Source organism: Paraburkholderia sp. Cy-641 (assembly GCF_011752945.1).
Lineage (GTDB): Bacteria > Pseudomonadota > Gammaproteobacteria > Burkholderiales > Burkholderiaceae > Paraburkholderia.
In genome coordinates, this window is sequence record NZ_VWWM01000033.1 from 77,812 (window position 1) to 94,981 (window position 17,170).

Annotated in this window: 15 protein-coding genes; 9 read left to right on the plus strand and 6 right to left on the minus strand. The window is 65.5% G+C overall.

The annotated features are described in order from the left end of the window. Nucleotides 1–32: 32 nt before the first annotated feature. Together F3J20_RS19545 and recG are read right to left on the minus strand one after the other, a co-directional pair. Nucleotides 33–992: a hydrogen peroxide-inducible genes activator gene (locus tag F3J20_RS19545; protein WP_167284245.1), complete on the minus strand. Its 960-nt coding sequence runs from the start codon at nt 990–992 to the stop codon at nt 33–35. A gap of 248 nt (nt 993–1,240) precedes the next feature. Next, nucleotides 1,241–3,709 carry an ATP-dependent DNA helicase RecG gene (gene recG, locus F3J20_RS19550; RefSeq protein WP_167284246.1) on the minus strand — a complete coding sequence of 823 codons (2,469 nt, stop codon included), beginning with the start codon at nt 3,707–3,709 and terminating at the stop codon, nt 1,241–1,243. A 192-nt stretch (nt 3,710–3,901) separates the two neighbouring features. Here recG and queA point away from each other — a divergent pair, with 192 nt between their 5' ends. The 6 genes from queA (at nt 3,902) to F3J20_RS19580 (ending at nt 10,468) form a co-directional block, all read left to right on the plus strand. Continuing rightward, nucleotides 3,902–4,948, plus strand: a complete 1,047-nt coding sequence (gene queA / locus F3J20_RS19555; RefSeq protein ID WP_167284247.1) for a tRNA preQ1(34) S-adenosylmethionine ribosyltransferase-isomerase QueA — start codon at nt 3,902–3,904, stop codon at nt 4,946–4,948. A 119-nt stretch (nt 4,949–5,067) separates the two neighbouring features. After that, nucleotides 5,068–6,261: a tRNA guanosine(34) transglycosylase Tgt gene (gene tgt / locus F3J20_RS19560; protein WP_167284248.1), complete on the plus strand. Its 1,194-nt coding sequence runs from the start codon at nt 5,068–5,070 to the stop codon at nt 6,259–6,261. A 229-nt stretch (nt 6,262–6,490) separates the two neighbouring features. Continuing rightward, nucleotides 6,491–6,820, plus strand: coding sequence for a preprotein translocase subunit YajC (yajC, locus tag F3J20_RS19565; protein WP_167035951.1), 330 nt, complete (start codon nt 6,491–6,493; stop codon nt 6,818–6,820). A 120-nt stretch (nt 6,821–6,940) separates the two neighbouring features. Further along, on the plus strand, nt 6,941–9,037 hold the full coding sequence (gene secD / locus F3J20_RS19570) for a protein translocase subunit SecD (RefSeq protein ID WP_167035948.1): 2,097 nt from the start codon (nt 6,941–6,943) through the stop codon (nt 9,035–9,037). 18 nt (nt 9,038–9,055) lie between these two features. Beyond that, nucleotides 9,056–10,006 carry a protein translocase subunit SecF gene (secF, locus tag F3J20_RS19575; protein WP_167035945.1) on the plus strand — a complete coding sequence of 317 codons (951 nt, stop codon included), beginning with the start codon at nt 9,056–9,058 and terminating at the stop codon, nt 10,004–10,006. Between the two features lie 159 nt (nt 10,007–10,165). Then, complete coding sequence (locus F3J20_RS19580; RefSeq protein ID WP_167036906.1) at nt 10,166–10,468, plus strand: contact-dependent growth inhibition system immunity protein; 303 nt, start codon at nt 10,166–10,168, stop codon at nt 10,466–10,468. A 77-nt stretch (nt 10,469–10,545) separates the two neighbouring features. Here the strand turns inward: F3J20_RS19580 and F3J20_RS19585 are convergent, their stop codons facing one another. From F3J20_RS19585 to F3J20_RS19600, 4 genes are all read right to left on the minus strand, one after another. Continuing rightward, entirely contained in the window at nt 10,546–11,823 is a 1,278-nt protein-coding gene (locus tag F3J20_RS19585) for an MFS transporter (protein WP_167284249.1), read from the minus strand. Nucleotides 11,824–12,118: 295 nt separating this feature from the next. Beyond that, a complete protein-coding gene (locus tag F3J20_RS19590; RefSeq protein WP_167035939.1) occupies nt 12,119–12,688 on the minus strand; it encodes a YceI family protein in 570 nt (189 codons plus the stop codon). A 155-nt stretch (nt 12,689–12,843) separates the two neighbouring features. Continuing rightward, nucleotides 12,844–13,407 carry a YceI family protein gene (locus F3J20_RS19595; protein WP_167035936.1) on the minus strand — a complete coding sequence of 188 codons (564 nt, stop codon included), beginning with the start codon at nt 13,405–13,407 and terminating at the stop codon, nt 12,844–12,846. A gap of 8 nt (nt 13,408–13,415) precedes the next feature. Continuing rightward, on the minus strand, nt 13,416–13,976 hold the full coding sequence (locus F3J20_RS19600; protein WP_167035934.1) for a cytochrome b: 561 nt from the start codon (nt 13,974–13,976) through the stop codon (nt 13,416–13,418). Between the two features lie 412 nt (nt 13,977–14,388). Between F3J20_RS19600 and F3J20_RS19605 the strand changes: the two genes are divergently transcribed. From F3J20_RS19605 to F3J20_RS19615, 3 genes are all read left to right on the plus strand, one after another. Continuing rightward, entirely contained in the window at nt 14,389–15,036 is a 648-nt protein-coding gene (locus tag F3J20_RS19605; protein WP_205192436.1) for a paraquat-inducible protein A, read from the plus strand. A 7-nt stretch (nt 15,037–15,043) separates the two neighbouring features. Beyond that, nucleotides 15,044–15,694: a paraquat-inducible protein A gene (locus F3J20_RS19610; protein WP_167035931.1), complete on the plus strand. Its 651-nt coding sequence runs from the start codon at nt 15,044–15,046 to the stop codon at nt 15,692–15,694. Then, a partial coding sequence (locus F3J20_RS19615; RefSeq protein WP_167284250.1) for an MlaD family protein occupies nt 15,687–17,170 on the plus strand: 1,484 nt, incomplete at its 3' end. The genes F3J20_RS19610 and F3J20_RS19615, both read left to right, overlap by 8 nt.

Below are 17,170 nucleotides of genomic sequence, written 5' to 3' on the forward strand. Positions count from 1 at the left end.
TCCGCACCGACAGCGCGGTGCGGAGCCCGCCGTCAGTTGACGGCAGCCGGCAGATCGAGCTTCTTGACGCCCGGCAGATCGCACGCGGCGATCGCGTCGCAGATCGCATCGATCGCGGGCATGCGCGTGAAGCTCTTGCGCCACGCGAGCACGACGCGGCGGTCCGGCACGGGTTCGTCGAACGCGACATAGCTGAGCAGGCCCGCGTCGATGCCGGCCGCGTGCGGCCTGACTTCGTGCACCGACATGCGCGGCAGCACGGTAATGCCGACGCCGCTCGCGACCATATGGCGAATCGTTTCGAGCGAGGAGCCCTCGAAGGTCTTCTGGATGCCGTCGGCGTTCTGCGAAAAGCGCATCAGCTCGGGACACACGCCGAGCACGTGATCGCGGAAGCAGTGACCGCTGCCGAGCAGCAGCATGGTTTCCTGCTTGAGGTCGTCGGGGTCGATCTTCGGACGGTTTTCCCATGCGTGGCCGGAAGGCAGCGCGACGACGAACGGCTCGTCGTAGAGCGGGCGCAGCATCAGGCCCGTTTCGGGAAACGGCAGCGCCATGATCGCGACGTCGATTTCGCCCTGCTTGAGCAGTTCGATCAGCTTGAGCGTGTAATTTTCCTGCAGCATCAGCGGCATCTGCGGGACGCGCTGGATCATCTGCTTGACGAGCGTGGGCAGCAGGTACGGCCCGATCGTGTAGATCACGCCGAGGCGCAGCGGGCCGACGAGCGGGTCCTTGCCCTGCTTGGCGATTTCCTTGATCGCGAGCGTCTGTTCGAGCACGCGCTGAGCCTGCGTGACGATCTGTTCGCCGATCGGCGTGACGCTGACCTCGCTCGTGCCGCGCTCGAAAATCTGCACGTTCAGCTCGTCCTCGAGCTTCTTGATGGCCACGGACAGCGTGGGCTGGCTAACGAAGCACGCTTCGGCCGCCCGGCCGAAGTGGCGCTCGCGAGCCACCGCCACGATGTATTTCAATTCGGTGAGCGTCATTCGGGGATCAATCAGTATGGAGGGTTTGATAGGTTCTAGTTATACACCTATAGGGTCGGTTCGCCAACCTTTGCGGGATTTTCGGCGAGCGTTTGGCGGGGTTGGGTCGCGCGGATTCGCGCTTAGGTGCGCTTAGGTGCGGCAGTTGTGCGCCTCGGTGCACGCACGGCTTCGCGCGCACCGAGGCGCCGTTACGCGCCATCAAGCCGAACCCGCCCGCGCCTTCAAGCCCGCGCACGCGCCCACTATCACGCTTTCAGATATTGCTCGCGCGCGCCGAGCCAGCGCGCGAGATGCTGCAACACCACCTCGGGGTATTTTTCGAGCAGCACCGCGGCTGCCTCGCGCGCGGGCTCGATCAGCCACTGGTCGTTCTGCAGATCGGCGAAACGCAGCATCGCCGCGCCCGACTGCCGCGCGCCAAGAAACTCGCCCGGCCCGCGAATTTCGAGGTCGCGGCGTGCGATCTCGAAGCCGTCGGTGGTTTCGCGCATCGTTTGCAGACGCGAGCGCGCGGTCATCGACAGCGGTCCCGTATAGAGCAGCACGCAGACCGACGCGGCGCTGCCGCGCCCCACGCGACCGCGCAACTGGTGCAGCTGCGCGAGACCGAAGCGCTCGGCATGCTCGATCACCATCAGCGACGCGTTCGGCACGTCGACGCCCACTTCGATCACGGTCGTCGCGACCAGCAGCTGGATTTCGTTGCGCGAGAACGCATCCATCACGGCGGCCTTCTCGGCCGGCGCGAGGCGCCCGTGCACGAGCCCGACCTTCAGTCCGGGCAGCGCGGCCGCGAGCGTTTCGTAGGTCTCGACCGCGGTCTGCAACTGCAAGGTCTCGCTTTCCTCGATCAGCGGACACACCCAGTACACCTGGCGCCCCGTCAGCGCCGCCTCGCGCACGCGGCCGATCACCTCTTCGCGGCGCGCGTCGGAGACGAGCTTGGTCAGGATCGGCGTGCGGCCGGGCGGCAGTTCGTCGATCGTGGAAACGTCGAGGTCGGCGTAGTAGGTCATCGCGAGCGTGCGCGGAATCGGCGTCGCGGACATCATCAGCTGATGCGGCTGGAAATCGCGTGCGCCGTCGGCGGCGTTCTGCGCCTTGGCGCGCAGCGCGAGCCGCTGCGCGACGCCGAAGCGATGCTGTTCGTCGACGATCACGAGGCCGAGCCGCGCGAACTCGACCGCGTCCTGGATGATCGCATGCGTGCCGATCACAAGCTGCGCGGTGCCGAGCGCCGCCGCTTCGATCGCGGCGCGCTTCTCCTTCGCCTTCAGACTGCCCGCGAGCCACGCGACGTTCACGCCGAGCGGTTCGAGCCAGCCGCGCAGCTTGCGCGCGTGCTGCTCGGCGAGGATTTCGGTCGGCGCCATCAGCGCGGCCTGGTAGCCGGCATCGATCGCCTGCGCGGCGGCGAGCGCGGCGACGATCGTCTTGCCGCTGCCGACGTCGCCCTGCAACAGGCGCTGCATCGGATGCGGCTGCGTCAGATCGAGCGCGATCTCGCCACCGACGCGCTCCTGCGCCGCCGTCAGCGAAAACGGCAGCGCCTTCAGCAGCCGCGCGACCAGCGCCGCGTCGTCGCCGAGCTTGCGGCGCGGCATGGCCGGCGCGGCGCGCGTGCGGCGCTCGTCGTGGGCGCGCTTGAGCGACATCTGCTGCGCGAGCAGTTCCTCGAACTTGATGCGCACCCACGCCGGATGTGTGCCGTCGATCAGCGCGGTTTCGTCGGACTGCGCGCCCGGATGATGCAGCGTACGCACCGCGTCCATCAGCCCGGGCACGCCGAGCGGATCGAGAAACGCGCGCGCGACCGGCGCGGGCAGCAGTTCCGGCAGCGAGGTACGCGCGAGCGCGTTGTCGATCGCCTTGCGCAGATACGCCTGCGACACGCCCGCGGTGCTCGGATAGACCGGTGTCAACGCCTGCGGCAGCGGCGTGTCCGCCTCGACCGCGCGCACGGCCGGATGCACCATCTCCATGCCGAAGAAGCCGCCGCGCACGTCGCCGCGCACGCGCAGCCGCGCGCCGATCGCCATCTGCTTGACCTGCGAGCCGTAGAAGTTCAGAAAGCGCAGCACGAGTTCGTCGCCGGCATCGTCATGCAGCTTCACGAGTAGCTGACGGCGCGGGCGGTAGGCGATCTCGTTGTCGAACACGACGCCTTCGGTTTGCGCGATGCCGCCCGGCAGCAGATGGCCGATCGGCGTCAGCGAGGTTTCGTCCTCGTAGCGCATCGGCAGATGCAGCACGAGGTCGATGTCGCGGGTGAGGCCGAGCTTGGCGAGTTTGTCGGCGGTTTTGAGCGCGGGTTTCGAGGCGGCTTGGGCGGCGGGTTTGGTGGCGGCCTCGGCGGAGCCTTTGGCGCCGGTCTCGCTGCTGGCTTTGGTTCTGCGCTTTGCCACGGCCTCGGCTGTGTCTTTGGCGTCGGCCTCGCCTGCCGCTTCAGCCGCAGCCTCGATGCCGACATTCGCGGCGGGTTTGCTCTTCACGTCGCCACCCGGCGGTGTACTCGCCGTATCGCCCGCCCCCTCACCGCTTTCTTCACCGCGAGGCGTACCACGATGGCCAGCCGCCATCACGCGCTCTCCCGCACCTCGCGATCCGCCTTCCGCCGCACCGCCTTCCCCCGCCTCGCTCCGCGCGCCGCGGCGGCGCGGCTCGGCGCCCGCGTCTGGGGTGGCGGTGGACAATCGGCGGTCGGACAAAGGCATGGGCTGCTTCGCAAGTACAATATCGGCTGCTGTCGAAAGAAAAGGTCGTGCCGCCCTTCGCGCTCTGGCGCATACGGGATGCGGCACAGGGTGCGCGCGGACCGCTCCGGCGTCCCGCCATCATAGCGGCCCGGCTCCGGCTTCGGCTCAATTCAGTCCCAAATCAGTCCCAACCCGCTTCCAGTCGTTCGCATGTTTACGCTTTCCGATTTCGATTTCGATCTGCCGCCCGAGCTGATCGCGCAAGTCGCGTTGCCCGAGCGCAGCGCGAGCCGTCTGCTCGACGTGGACGCCGCGGGCGCCGCGCGCCTGATCGACCGCCGCTTCACCGAGCTGCCCGAATGCCTCGCGCCGGGCGACCTGCTCGTCTTCAACGATACCAAGGTGCTGAAGGCGCGCTTCTTCGGCCAGAAGGCGAGCGGCGGCAAGATCGAGGTGCTGGTCGAGCGCCTGACCGGCGAACGCGACGCGCTCGCGCAGATTCGCGCGAGCAAGAGCCCGCAGCCAGGCACCACGATCCGTCTCGCGGATGCGTTCGACGTCACGGTCGGCGAGCGCGTCGACCCGTTCTACACGCTGCATTTCCCCGCCGACTGCCTCACGCTGATCGAGCAATACGGCCGCCTGCCGCTGCCGCCCTACATCGAGCACGATCCCGACGCGACCGACGAAACCCGCTACCAGACCGTGTTCGCGCAGAATCCGGGCGCGGTCGCCGCGCCCACCGCCGGCCTGCACTTCGACGACGCGCTGCTCGCGAGGCTCGATGCGCACGGCGTCGAACGCGCGACGCTGACGCTGCACGTCGGCGCGGGCACGTTCCAGCCGGTGCGCGTCGAGAACATCGCCGAGCACAAGATGCACAGCGAGTGGTATCACCTGCCGCAAGCGCTCGCGGACCGGATCGCCGCGACCAAAGCACGCGGCAATCGCGTGATCGCGGTCGGCACCACCTCGATGCGCGCGCTCGAAGCCGCCGCGCGCGACGCCGAAGCGGCCGGCCACCCGCTCGCCGCGGCGAGCGCCGAAACCGACATCTTCATCACGCCGGGCTACCGGTTCCGCGTGGTCGACCGGCTGGTGACGAATTTCCATTTGCCGAAGTCGACGCTGCTGATGCTGGTGTCGGCGTTCGCGGGCGTCGAGACGATTCGCGCCGCGTATCGTCATGCGATCGACGAGCGCTATCGCTTTTTCAGCTACGGCGACGCGATGCTGCTGACGCGGCGCGAGGTTTGAGCCGGCTCGAGCATAGCTTCTGCTTTGACGTATTGGCAGTTTTCCCAGCCGCCGCGATCCCTCGTGGCGGTTTTCATTGTTTGCGCCGGACTGTTTTCCGGTAGCACAGGAGTCACTCCATGACCATTGGTCATCCATCGTTGCAACAAGCGGCTCACGAGCACCCGGAGAATGGCCTCAAATTCGAACTGCTCGGCACCGACGGCCTCGCGCGCCGCGGCCGCGTCACGCTCAATCACGGCGTGGTCGAGACGCCGATCTTCATGCCGGTCGGCACCTACGGCACCGTGAAAGCGGTCCAGCCGCGCGAGCTCGAGGAAATGCACGCGCAGATCATCCTCGGCAATACGTTTCACCTGTGGCTGCGCCCGGGGCTCGAAACGATCGGAGCGCACGGCGGCCTGCACGGCTTCATGGGCTGGAACAAGCCGATTCTGACCGACTCGGGCGGCTTCCAGGTGTTCTCGCTCGGCGATCTGCGCAAGATCACCGAGGACGGCGTCACGTTCGCCTCGCCGATCAACGGCGACCGGCTGTTCCTGTCGCCGGAAGTGTCGATGCAGATCCAGAAGGTGCTGAATTCGGACATCGTCATGCAGTTCGACGAGTGCACGCCGTACGCGACCAACAACATCCCGACCTCGCACAAGGAAGCGGCCGACTCGATGCGCATGTCGATGCGCTGGGCGCAGCGCTCGATCGACGAATTCCAGCGCCTCGGCAATCCGAATGCACTGTTCGGCATCGTGCAGGGCGGCATGTTCGAGGACCTGCGCGACGAATCGCTCGCCGGTCTCGCGGAGAAAAACTTCCACGGCCTCGCGATCGGCGGGCTGTCGGTCGGCGAGCCGAAGGAGGACATGATGCGGGTTCTGAACCACATCGGCCCAAAGCTGCCGGCCAACAAGCCGCACTACCTGATGGGCGTCGGCACGCCGGAAGACCTCGTGGCGGGCGTCGCCGCCGGCGTCGACATGTTCGACTGCGTGATGCCGACGCGCAACGCGCGCAACGGCTGGCTCTTCACGCGCTTCGGCGACATCAAGATCCGCAACGCGACGCACAAGAACTCGCTGCGCCCGCTCGACGAGCAATGCGGCTGCTACACCTGCCGCAACTTCACGCGCGGCTATCTGCACCACCTGCACCGGGTCGGAGAAATCCTCGGCGCGCAGCTGAACACGATTCACAACCTGCACTACTACCTCGAACTGATGCAGGAAATGCGCGACGCGATCGACGCAAAAATGTTCGACACATTCCGCAAGCGTTTTCACGAGGACCGCGCGCGCGGCGTCGAGCCGTCGTCATGATCGTGCGGCACACTGATTCCGCTGAGGAATCCACCCGGCCACCCACGGCCGCGCGCATAAACTTACAATTCACTTTCGCCGGCCGCGCGCCGAGGCCCGCCACGCGGGCCGCAGGCGCGGCTTTAAACGGTTGATCGCAAAGCCGATTCGCCGTGCCGGCGCGTGTGCGGCCGGTGGTAGAATAATCGGCTGATTTTTTGTTCGTTTGACTGATAACGGAGAGACCAACGTGTCGTTCATTTCCAATGCCTATGCTCAAGGCGCTGCAGCAGGTGGCATCGAATCGAACCTGATGAGCTTCCTGCCGCTGATCCTGATGTTCGGCGTGCTGTACTTCATCATGATTCGCCCGCAAATGAAGCGTCAGAAGGAACATCGCAACATGCTCGCGGCGATGGCCAAGGGCGATGAAGTCGTGACGAACGGCGGCATCGTCGGCAAGGTGACGAAGGTGGGCGAAGCCTACGTCGGCATCGAAGTCTCGGAAGGCACGGAAATCACCGTGCAAAAGGCGTCGGTCACGACGATTCTCCCGAAGGGCACGATCAAGTCGCTGTAAGGCCTGCTCTCCCCGCGTCCGGCGCGGCCTCGCCGGCGGTTCATGCCCTCCCCGCGCTGAACCGCCCGCGCTCATCGCCGGACGCATCGCATCCAAGCCAACCTTCCCGTTGGACCACTCATGAATCGCTACCCCCTCTGGAAATACGCCGTGATGCTGGTGGCTCTGGTCATCGGCCTCGTGTACACGCTGCCCAACCTGTACGGCGAAGCGCCGGCCGTGCAGGTGTCGAGCGGCAAGGCGACGGTCAGGCTCGACGCCACGACGCTCGCGTCGGTCGAAGCCGCGCTCGCCGGCAATCAGATCAAGCCGACCGCGGTCACGTTCGACAACTCGCAGAACAACGCGAACATCCGCGTGCGCCTCACGGACACCGACACGCAGCTGCGCGTGAAGGACCTGTTGCAGAAGTCGCTCAATAGCGACCCGAACGATCCGCAGTACATCGTCGCGCTGAACCTGCAAAGCGCCTCGCCGAACTGGCTGACCGCGCTGCGCGCGCTGCCGATGTACCTCGGTCTCGACCTGCGCGGCGGCGTGCACTTCCTGCTGCAGGTCGACATGGCCGGCGCACTGAACAAGAAGCTCGATTCGGACGCCTCGGACGTGCGCACGCTGCTGCGCGACAACAACGTCCGCGACGGCGGCGTGAATCGCGTAAACCAGTCGGTGGTGGTGAATCTGGCCGACCAGGCCACGGCGGATGCGGCGCTCAAGCTGCTCAGCCGCAGCGTCAGCGAACTCCAGTGGGCCTCGCAGCCGAACACCGGCGCGGACGGCGGCGTGCAGCTGGTCGGCACGTTCACGCCGGCCGTGCAGCGCGCGGTGCAGGACGCCGCGCTCAAGCAGAACATCACGACGCTGCATAACCGCGTGAACGAACTCGGCGTAGCCGAGCCGGTGATCCAGCAGCAGGGCACGGACCGCATCGTGGTCGAACTGCCGGGCGTGCAGGACACCGCGAAGGCGAAGGACATCATCGGCCGCACGGCGACGCTCGAAGCGCGTCTCGCCGACCCGGTCAACACGCATCCGAACCCGAACGACCCGGTACCGCCGGGCGACGAACTGTTCACGCAAGGCAACCAGGTGCCGGTGCTGCTGCGCAAGCAGGTGATCTTCACCGGCGACCGCATCATCGACGCGTCGGCGGGCTTCGACGAGCATCAGCGTCCGTCGGTCAACATCCGTCTCGACTCGGCCGGCGGCCGCGCGGTGCGCAGCGTGTCGCGCGACAACATCGGCAAGCCGATGGCGATGGTGCTGTTCGAGCGCGGCAAGGGCGAGGTGCTGACGGTCGCGACCATCCAGTCCGAACTCGGCGACCGCTTCCAGATCACCGGCCAGCCGACCCCGCAAGCGGCCACCGACCTCGCGCTGCTCCTGCGCGCCGGTTCGCTCGCCGCGCCGATGGAAATCATCGAGGAACGCACGATCGGCCCGAGCCTCGGCGCCGACAACATCAAGAAGGGCTTCCACTCGGTGGTGTGGGGCTTCGCGGCGATCGCCGTGTTCATGATCGCGTACTACATGCTGTTCGGCGTGATCTCGATGATCGGCCTCTCGGTGAACCTGCTGCTGCTGGTCGCGGTGCTGTCGATGCTGCAGGCCACGCTCACGCTGCCGGGTATCGCCGCTATCGCGCTCGCGCTCGGTATGGCGATCGACGCGAACGTGCTGATCAACGAGCGCGTGCGCGAAGAACTGCGCCACGGCGCGCCGCCGCAACTGGCGATCCAGAACGGCTACGAGCACGCATGGGCGACGATTCTCGACTCGAACGTGACCACGCTGATCGCCGGCCTCGCGCTGCTCGCATTCGGCTCGGGTCCGGTGCGCGGCTTCGCGATGGTTCACTGTATCGGCATTCTGACGTCGATGTTCTCGGCCGTGTTCTTCTCGCGCGGCGTGGTCAACTTCTGGTACGGCGGCAAGAAGAAGCTGAAGTCGCTGTCGATCGGCCAGGTGTGGCGTCCGCAAACGGCGGGAGCAGGCGCCGCCTACGCCGGCAATAGCCTCGGCAGCGACGACGACGCGACCGACACCGCGCAGGCCATCGCCGCCACGAAGGCCGCCGCCAAGGCCAATCCGAAGGCGGGCGCAAAGGCCGCGGCCGGCGCGCAAGGCCGCGCGAAGCCGACCGTGCGCCGACGCAATGCGCCAGGCACGCCGGCGTCGAGCGCCTCGACGCCGGAGAAACCGGGTTCATCCCGCTGAGTCCCGGAGAACAAGACCATGGAATTTTTCCGTTTCCGCAAAGACATTCCGTTCATGCAGCGCGCGTTGGTCTTCAACGCGATCTCGCTGATCACCTTCCTCGCCGCGGTGTTCTTCCTCGTGCATCGCGGGCTGCATCTGTCGGTGGAATTCACCGGCGGTACCGTGATCGAAGTGCAGTATCCGGGCGCGGTGCCGCTCGACCCGGTGCGTAACACGCTCGGCAAGCTCGGCTATGCCGACGCGCAGGTGCAGAACTTCGGCTCCTCGCGCGACGTGCTGATCCGCCTGCCGCTCAAAACGGGCTACACGTCCGCGCAACAGAGCGAACAGGTGATGGGCGCGCTGAAGGCCGATACGCCCGAGGTGCAGTTGCAGCGCGTCGAATTCGTCGGCCCGCAGGTCGGCAAGGAACTCGCCACCGACGGTCTGCTCGCGCTCGCGTGCGTGGTGGTCGGCATCGTGATCTACCTGTCGTTCCGCTTCGAATGGAAGTATGCGGTGGCCGGCGTGATCGCCAACCTGCACGACGTCGTGATCATTCTCGGCTTCTTCGCGTTCTTCCAGTGGGAGTTCTCGCTGTCGGTGCTGGCCGCGGTGCTCGCGGTGCTTGGCTACTCGGTCAACGAATCGGTCGTTATTTTCGACCGGATTCGCGAGACCTTCCGCCGCGAACGCAAGATGAGCGTGATCGAAGTGATCAACCACGCGATCACGAGCACGATGTCGCGAACCATCATCACGCACGGCTGTACGCAGATGATGGTGCTGTCGATGTTCCTGTTCGGCGGCCCGACGCTGCACTACTTCGCGCTCGCGCTGACGGTCGGTATTCTGTTCGGTATCTACTCGTCGGTGTTCGTCGCCGCGGCGCTCGCGATGTGGTTCGGCGTCAAGCGCGAAGACTTGCTGAAGGAAAAGAAGGACCGCGTCGATCCGAACGATCCGAACGCGGGCGCGCAAGTCTGATGCGGATTCGCGCATAGCTCACGGATTGCGCGAGCCGAAAGAGTCAAAAGGCCGGTTCATTGCAAACCGGCCTTTTACGTTTACTCCGCCTTGCAACCATGCCGCACACGCGTGAAACGATAGCGCTTAATCAGAGGCTGGGAAGACATACACCCAATGATGACTCGCGCAGAAAATAATCCCTCATACCCAAATCTCGATATCCTCTTTGGCGGATACCTGAATCAGGATTATCACTACCACGCAGACTCGATTGAGGAAATTGTTAGCATTTATAAAAATGGAATTACGCCTGAAATGCGCCAGTCTGCTATCGATGAAATTAACAGACTGGCGGCAAGCTGCGGCGAAAACCTGGACAGTGCCTTTTATGAAAAGTACGGACAGGATTTCAATCCGAAGCTATGGGGCCACACGACGGCATCGTTTCTCGACGAACTGAAGCGCCTTCTAAGCGAGTAGCGACCCGCCGGGCGGCTTCGTGCCGCCGGGCACATGACGGAAAAAGTGCACTGAACCCGCATCAGGCTGCAATCCAGCTACCGGAACCCCAACCTGCGCCGCGCCCCCATCAACGCCGCGATGCTCACCAGCGCGGCAAACATCACGTAATAGCTCGGCGCGGCTTTCGAACCGGTCGCGCCGATCAGCCACGCGATGATGAACGGCCCGAAGCCGCCGAAGACCGTCACCGCGATGTTATACGCGAGCGACATGCCGGTCGTGCGCGTCTGCACCGGAAAGATTTCCGACAGCAAACCCGGCGTCGCGCCGAAGTAGCCGCTCACGAGAATACCGAACACGATCTGCCACACGATCAGCGTGCCGAAGCTCGGATGCGCGATCAGATACAGAAACGCCGGATAGACCAGCACGAGCAGCAGGCCGGCCGCGCTCAGCATGATGCGCGTGCGTCCATGCAGGTCCGACAGATGCCCGGCCACGGGCGAGAGCACCATCTGGATCAGCCCCGTCACCGCAATCGCCGAAAACGCGACCGACGGCGCGAACCCCAACTGCTTCACGCCATAGGTCGGCATGAACAGCACCAGGTACGAGGACACGGTCCCGAGCACGACCACGCCCATCGCGATCACGAGCCGCAGTTTCTGCGTCGCGAACGTATCGCGCAGCGGCGTCTGCGTCGTTTCGGCGGCGAGGAATTCGGGCGTCTCGTCGAGCTTCGTGCGGATATAGAGCGCGACCGGGCCGATCAGCAGACCGAAGACGAATGGCACGCGCCAGCCCCACGACGTCATCTGCTGCGGCGAGAGGCTGCCGGTCAGCAGCGCGCCGAAGCCGGCGGCGAGCAGCGTCGTGAGCCCTTGGCTCGCCATCTGCCAGCTTGCGTAGAAGCCGCGCCGGTCCGGCACGTGCTCGGCGAGAAACGCGGTCGCGCTGCCGAACTCGCCGCCCGCCGAGAAGCCCTGCATCAAGCGCGCGACCACGAGGATCAGCGGCGCGGCGAGGCCGATGCTCTGATAGGTCGGCAGGACCGCGATGATGAGCGTGCCGGTCATCATCAGCGCGATGGACAGCGTGAGCGCCGCCTTGCGCCCCGCGCGGTCCGAGTACGCGCCGATCACGATCGCGCCGAGCGGCCGCATGAAGAACGACACGCCGAACGTGCCGAGCGTGAGCAGCAGCGAGACCGTCTCGTTGCCGGCCGGAAAAAACAGCTTCGAGATAATGACGGCGAAAAAACCGTACACGACCAGATCGAACCATTCGAGCGCGTTGCCGATCGAGGCCGCCGCCACGGCGCGCCACGAGCTGTGCCGGCTTCCCGCGATGCTTGCTGCTGTCGTTGCATTCATCCCGATCTCCTGTGCCGCGCGCAATATTTATCGGCGAAGGCGCTGTGCCGCGCAGGCCGCACCGGCTACGCGCATCACCGGCATGGCTTCATGCGTTCTATTTAACTGAAAAAATAAAACGAGGCGAGCGGCAAATAGCGGAGGCCCGCCACATAAGGGCGCGGCATTCGGTAGCAGCGGTAAAAAACCGCTTCGTCGTGCGAGCGATCGAAGCGGTTTTCGTGTTGCGGCGCAGCGCGAAGCGAGACAGTGCGCGGCTCGCTTCGCGGCGACGGCAGTCGCGAAAGCAGCGCGTTTACTGCTGCTTGATGCCTTCGGACTGGATATGCAAACGCGTCTCCATGCCGAAGCCGTACTTCGCGCCGAAGTCCATGCCGAAATCGGCGCGGTTGAATTCGGTACTCGCCTCGACGCCGCAGACTTCGCGCTTGAGCACCGGGTGCGGCATGCACTTGAACGAATCGATCTTCAGATTCACCGGCTTCGTGATGCCGCGAATCGTCAGGTTGCCGATCACCTCGACCGGCTTGTCGCCGTCGAATTTAATTCCGGTGCCCTTGTAGGTCACGCCCGGATATTGGGCGACGTCGAAGAACTCGGCCGCCTTCAGGTGCTCGTCGAGCTTGCCGTTGCCGGTCTGCACCGAAGCGGGATCGACGGTTACGTCCACCGTGCCGGTTTTCGCCGCGCGATCGAGCGTCACCGTGCCGATGGTCTTCGTGAACTTGCCGCGCCAGATCGACAGGCCGCCGAAGTGATCCGCCTCGAAGCTCGGATACGTGTGGGTCGGATCGAGCATATAGGTATCGGCGGCAAACGCGCCGAGCGAAAGGGAGGATGCCAGCGCACCGACAGCGATCGACATGGACGTTTTCAATTCATGCTCCTGGATGGCGGTGAAAATCGCGGTGAAGATTGCGGTAAGAAACCAGCAGGAAGCCGGTAAAAAGCCGGCCGCGCAGCGCGCGGGATGCACGTCACGCATGTCACGCATGTCACGCATGCCGCGCATGCCGCGCGCTACTTGTGCGCGGCAACGAGATGAAACTTGATGAGCACCTCATCGGCGACGACAGAAGTGTCCTTCCACTCGCCGGTGCCGATGTCGAACTGCGAGCGCTTGATCGGCAACGCACCATCGAAGGTCTGCAGCGCGCCCTGCTGCGCCACCGTGACCGGCACGACCACGGTCTGCGACTTGCCCTTGATGGTCAGTTTGCCCGTCACGTTGAACTTGCCGCCGCCGGCTGGCGCGATCGCGATCGACACGAACGTCGCGCCCGGATACGTCTTCGCGTCGAACCATTCCTTGCCGCGCACCTGCTCGTTGTAGCTCTCGTCGCCGAGGTCGTAGCTGGCGACGTCGATGTTGATCTGCGCGCTGCCGGCCGCGGGCCTGGCCGGATCGAAGCTGACCTCGGCGCTGAACTTGCCGAACTTGCCTTCGACCGGCACGTTCATCTGCTTCGAGGTGGCCGTCACCGAACTCTTCGCGACGTCGACCTGTGCGAGCGCCGCGCCCGAGGCGGTCAGCGAGGCCGCCGCGAACGCGGCGAGCATGTAGCGATAAAACGAGACCTTCATGGTTGTCCTTATTTGAGAAAAGGGAGCATGCGCGAAAGCAGCCCGTCGCGATCGAGCCATTGATGCTTGAGCGCGGCCGCGACGTGCAGCGCGACCAGCACGAGCAACGTGTAATTGAGCGCGATGTGCAGGTTCTTCAGCAGGTCCTTGAGATGCGGGTCCGGCGCGATCAGGCGCGGCAGCGGAATCAGCCCGAGATAGACGACTGGCACGTTGGCCGCCGAGCTATACAGATAGCCGGACGCGGGAATCGCGATCATCAGCGCGTACAGCAGCAGGTGCACGAGATGCGCGCCGCCGCGCTGCCAGGCGGGCATGCGGCGCGGCAACGGCGGCGCGGCGTGCGTCGCGCGCCACAGGATGCGCACGATCGCGAGCGCGAACACGGTCACGCCGATCCATTTATGCCAGGAGAAATAACGCAGCTTGGCGGGCGTGAAGCCCGGGATGTCGGTCATCACCCAGCCGAGCGCGAAGCCGCAGACGATCAGGAGCGCGATCAGCCAGTGAAACGCGATGGCGGTCCGCGTGTACGACTCCCGGGTACCGAACGAAGGATTGAGTGGCATGACGGAGCAACGCAGTCGGAGGGAACGCAGTCGGATGGAAGTTAACGGCGCGGCTTGCCCGGCTATTCCCCGCCATTTCGCGTTGCCTGCGGTGGGAGCCCTGCTGCGACACACGCCAAGGCCGCCATGCTACCCCAGGCACGGCAAGCCGGCTGTCGCGGCACGGGGCGGACAGGTCCGAACTTTGCTACGGCGCATAGCGGCGGTGGCGGGGCGCGTTTGGTACTATTGCTCCACCCCGCCGCCCGCTGCGCCCTGCACAACGGGCATGCACAGGGATAAGCCCGGCATAAACAGGCCATAACCAGGCCATAACCCAGGCAACAAGCAGGCAACAAGCAGGCACAAGCAGGCACAAGCGGGCACAACGGACCTTGCACGCCGCCTTCCACGTCGTTAGCCCATCTACCGCATGGAACATGACAATCTGATCGCGTGCCATGAATGCGATACGCTGTTCCGCAAGCCACGGCTTGTCGGCCGCACTGCCGCGCGCTGTCCGCGTTGCGGCGCAACGCTCTATCGCGGCGTCTCGCGCAAGCTCGACGCGATCTGCGCGATGACGCTCGCCGCGCTGATCACGTTCCTGATCGCGCAGGGCTTTCCGATCGTCGAACTCGAAACCAACGGCATCACCTCGCAGACCACGCTGTTCGGTGCGCTCGTCGCGCTCTGGGGCGAGGACATGCAGATCGTCGCGGTCATGGTGTTCTGCTCGACGATCCTCTTTCCGCTCACCGAACTCGTCGCGCTGCTCTATGTGCTCGTGCCGCTGCGCGCGGGCTACGTGCCGAGCCACTTCAACCGCGTGCTGCGCGCGATCCAGTTCGTGCGGCCGTGGGGCATGATCGAAGTGTTCATGCTCGGCGTGCTGATTACGATCGTGAAGATGGTGAGCCTCGCGCGCGTGATCCCCGAAGCGGCGCTGTTCGCGTTCGGCGCGCTCACGCTGATGTTCGCCGTGGTCGTCACGTTCGACCCGGCCGTGCTGTGGGACCTCGCCGACGAACTCGGCCGGCGCGGCAAGCGGCCGCTGCCGCCCACTCGACGCGAAGGATGAACCCGCGATGAAATACGTCACCGCGAAACGCGCGGGCTTCATTTCCTGTCATGCGTGCGGACGCGTCGAGCCGCGCGTGCGCTCGCGCGCGCCGCAGCACTGCGGACGCTGCGGCGCGCACCTGCACTCGCGCCATCCCGACAGCCTGACGCGTACCTGGGCACTGCTGATCGCGGCCGCGCTGCTGTATATTCCCGCGAACCTGCTGCCCGTGATGCACACCGCGTCGCTGCTCGGCTCCGAGGACGACACCATCATGAGCGGCGTCGTCTATTTCTGGACCTCGGGCGACTGGCCGCTCGCGGTGATCGTGTTCATCGCGAGCATCATGGTGCCGATGCTCAAGCTCGGCGTGCTCGCGCTGCTGACCGCCACGGCGCAGCGCCGCTCGCGCTGGCGTCCGCAGCAGCGCACGACGCTCTACCGGATGGTCGAGCGCATCGGCCGCTGGTCGATGCTCGACGTGTTCGTCGTCACGCTCACGGTGGCACTCGTGCGCTTCAGGTCGCTGGCCGTGATCACGGCCGGACCGGGCGCGATCGCGTTCGGCTCGGTCGTGATCCTGACCATGATCGCCTCCATGCAATTCGATCCACGGCTCATCTGGGACCCCGTGGAAGGCAGCCCCTCCCAACCTCAGGACCCTCATCATGACTAGCCCGCAAGGACCGACGCCCGCTTCCGACGATGCGCCGCGCCACGATTCGAACGGACCGAAGCTGCCGCCTCATCTGCCCGACCCCGACATCGAGCCGCGCAGCCGCTGGCTGCCCTCGCTCGTCTGGGTGATTCCGCTGATCGCCGCGCTGATCGGCATCGCGCTCGTGGTCAAGTCGGTGACCGAGCGCGGGCCCGTCATCACGATCAGCTTCATCAGTGCCGAAGGGCTCGAGCCCGGCAAGACCAAGGTCAAGTACAAGGACGTCGACGTCGGCTCGGTCAAGACGATCAGGCTCGCGCAGGATCTGTCGCACGTGCTCGTGCAGGTGCAGCTCACCAAGGAAGGCGAACAGTTCGCGGTCAAGGACTCGCGCTTCTGGGTCGTGCGCCCGCGGGTCGGCGCGAGCGGCGTGTCGGGTCTGACCACCCTGCTTTCGGGCGCCTATATCGGCGCCGACGCGGGCCGCTCGACCGAAACGGAAAAGAGCTTCGTCGGCCTCGAAACGCCGCCGCCGATCACCGGCGACCAGAAGGGCCGCCAGTACACGCTGCATGGCGACTCGCTCGGCTCGATCGACATCGGCTCGCCGATCTTCTACCGGCGCGTGCAGGTCGGCCAGGTAGTCGGCTTCTCGCTCGACAAGGACGGCACCGGCGTGACGATGCAGGTGTTCGTGTCCGCGCCGTTCGACCAGTACGTCGGCACCAACACGCGCTGGTGGCATGCGAGCGGTGTCGATCTGCGGCTCGATTCGAGCGGCTTCAAGCTGAACACGCAGTCGCTCGCGACGGTGATCGTCGGCGGCCTGTCGTTCCAGTCGCCGCTCGGCCAGAACATGGGCCCGCAGGCGCCGAACAACCAGACGTTCCGCCTCGGCTCCGACGAAGCGGACGCGATGCGCGAACCGGACGGCATCCCGCTGCGCGTCGTGATGAACTTCAACCAGTCGCTGCGCGGGCTGTCGATCGGCGCGCCGGTCGACTTCCGCGGCATCGTGCTCGGCCAGGTGACCAACATCGGCATCGACTACGACCCGAAGACGCGCAGCTTCACGATGCCGGTCACGATGAACGTGTATCCGGACCGCCTCGGCAAGCGCTTCCGCGAAACCGCGCCGGCCCCGGGCACGCTCGCCGGTCAGAACCTGCTCGCGCAACTGGTCAAGCACGGGCTGCGCGGCCAGCTGCGCACCGGCAACCTGATTACGAGCCAGCTCTACGTGGCGCTCGATATTTTCCCGAAAGCGCCGCCTGCCAGCGTCGACGTGACGAACGATCCGATCGAGCTGCCGACCATTCCGAACACGCTCGACGAATTGCAGCTGCAGGTTGCCGACATCGCGAAGAAGCTCGACAAGGTGCCGTTCGACCAGATCGGCAACAACCTGAACAGCGCGCTGAAGAATGCCGACCAGCTGTTCTCGCGCCTCGACACGGAAGTCGTGCCGCAGGCGCGCGACACGCTCTCGGCCGC

Excerpts from the sequence above, each read along its gene's own strand:
- F3J20_RS19545 (WP_167284245.1), bottom strand. The coding sequence starts at position 992 with ATGACGCTCACCGAATTGAAATACATCGTGGCGGTGGCTCGCGAGCGC.
- recG (WP_167284246.1), bottom strand. The coding sequence starts at position 3,709 with ATGCCTTTGTCCGACCGCCGATTGTCCACCGCCACCCCAGACGCGGGC.
- queA (WP_167284247.1), top strand. The coding sequence starts at position 3,902 with ATGTTTACGCTTTCCGATTTCGATTTCGATCTGCCGCCCGAGCTGATC.
- tgt (WP_167284248.1), top strand. The coding sequence starts at position 5,068 with ATGACCATTGGTCATCCATCGTTGCAACAAGCGGCTCACGAGCACCCG.
- secD (WP_167035948.1), top strand. The coding sequence starts at position 6,941 with ATGAATCGCTACCCCCTCTGGAAATACGCCGTGATGCTGGTGGCTCTG.
- secF (WP_167035945.1), top strand. The coding sequence starts at position 9,056 with ATGGAATTTTTCCGTTTCCGCAAAGACATTCCGTTCATGCAGCGCGCG.
- F3J20_RS19580 (WP_167036906.1), top strand. The coding sequence starts at position 10,166 with ATGACTCGCGCAGAAAATAATCCCTCATACCCAAATCTCGATATCCTC.
- F3J20_RS19585 (WP_167284249.1), bottom strand. The coding sequence starts at position 11,823 with ATGAATGCAACGACAGCAGCAAGCATCGCGGGAAGCCGGCACAGCTCG.
- F3J20_RS19590 (WP_167035939.1), bottom strand. The coding sequence starts at position 12,688 with ATGTCGATCGCTGTCGGTGCGCTGGCATCCTCCCTTTCGCTCGGCGCG.
- F3J20_RS19595 (WP_167035936.1), bottom strand. The coding sequence starts at position 13,407 with ATGAAGGTCTCGTTTTATCGCTACATGCTCGCCGCGTTCGCGGCGGCC.
- F3J20_RS19600 (WP_167035934.1), bottom strand. The coding sequence starts at position 13,976 with ATGCCACTCAATCCTTCGTTCGGTACCCGGGAGTCGTACACGCGGACC.
- F3J20_RS19605 (WP_205192436.1), top strand. The coding sequence starts at position 14,389 with ATGGAACATGACAATCTGATCGCGTGCCATGAATGCGATACGCTGTTC.
- F3J20_RS19610 (WP_167035931.1), top strand. The coding sequence starts at position 15,044 with ATGAAATACGTCACCGCGAAACGCGCGGGCTTCATTTCCTGTCATGCG.